The following is a 1,365-nucleotide window of genomic DNA, read 5'->3' as shown; positions in this document are numbered from 1 at the left end:
CGGGCCGGTCGGCGCGGGCGCGGCGCAGCGCGGCGCGGGCGGCCGGCTCGGCCCGCCGGTGGGTGTGGAAGTGGCCGGGGTGGTAGAGGTGCGAGCGGGTGCCGGCGGCGGCGAGCGCCGGACCGACCAGGAACAGCGTGTGCTTCCAGAGTTTGTGCGCCTTGACGGTGGCCTCCAGCTCGCCCAGCGCGCACCGGACCACCAGCTCGTCCGGCCAGGTCGCCTGGTAGGCGACCACCACCGGGGTCTCCGGCGGGTAACCGCCGGCCAGCAGCTCCGCCTGCGCCTGCCCGGAGCGTGCGGCGGAGAGGAACAACGCCATGGTGGTGCCGTGCCGGGCGAACTCGCGGACCCGCTCGCCGGGCGGCATCGGCGTCTTGCCGCCCTCCAGGCGGGTGAGGATCACCGACTGGGCGACCTCGGGGATGGTCAGCTCCCGGCCGACCAGCGCGGCGACCGCGGTGAACGAGGACACCCCGGGCACCACCTCCACGGCCAGGCCGAGGGCGTGGCACAGGTCGAGCTGCTCCTGTACGGCACCCCACAGGGCCGGGTCGCCGGAGTGGATCCGGGCCACGGTCAGCCCCTCGACGGCGGCCCGCTCGTAGAGCGGCCGGACCCCCTCGATGGGCAGCTGGGACGAGTCGACGATCTCGGCGCCCGGGCGGGCGTGGGCGAGCACGTCGGCGTGCACCAGGCTGGCCGCCCAGATCACCACGTCGGCCTCGGCGATGACCCGGGCGGCGCGCAGGGTGAGCAGGTCGGCGGCGCCGGGGCCGGCCCCGACGAACCAGACCTTGCCGGTGGTGGTCACAGTTTTCCTCCCCGCCCGTCCCGGCGGGCCGGGACCAGCAGCGTCGACAGGTAGGGCAGGTCGGCGGCGGCGTCGTCCACCGGCCCGATCCGCTCGCCCGGCAGGCCGAGTGCCCGGCCCAGCACGGCGTCGGCGAGGCGGCCCTGCCGGCGCAGTTCGTCGACCAGGTCGGGGTGGCGGCGCCAGCCCTTGTAGACGACGACGGTGCCGGGGCCGGCGAGCGCGTCGGCGACCGGCGTGAGCCCGGCCGTGGCGGGCAGCAGGGTGAGCGGTTCGCGACCCTCGCAGAGCGGCACGCCGGCGCGGGCGGCCAGCTCCTGCATGGCGGTGATGCCGGGCACGGTGCGTACCTCGACTCCGGGCCGCCGGGCCCGGACGCCGTCGGCCAGGTAGCCGAAGGTGGAGTAGACGTTGGGGTCGCCGATGGTGGCGAAGGCGACCGCCCGGGCGCCCGCGTCGACGGCGGCCACCACGGCCGCCGCCGCGGCGGCCCAGGCCCGCTCCCGGCGGGCGGTCACCCCGCCCCGGTCGTCCAGGGCGAACGGCAGCCG

2 protein-coding genes are annotated in these 1,365 nt (G+C 77.4%); both read right to left on the bottom strand.

The window, feature by feature from the left end:
- The coding region (cobM, locus tag B0E53_RS36515; RefSeq protein ID WP_107079922.1) for a precorrin-4 C(11)-methyltransferase at positions 1-814 on the bottom strand (814 nt) is incomplete at its 3' end.
- The coding region (locus B0E53_RS36510) for a precorrin-2 C(20)-methyltransferase (protein ID WP_107079921.1) at positions 811-1,365 on the bottom strand (555 nt) is incomplete at its 5' end. The genes B0E53_RS36510 and cobM, both read right to left, overlap by 4 nt.

It is taken from the genome of Micromonospora sp. MH33, from assembly GCF_003013775.1.
In the GTDB taxonomy this organism is placed as follows: domain Bacteria; phylum Actinomycetota; class Actinomycetes; order Mycobacteriales; family Micromonosporaceae; genus Micromonospora; species Micromonospora fulviviridis.
Note: the sequence above shows the minus strand (reverse complement) of the source record. Positions and strands in the feature narration are given on the sequence as shown.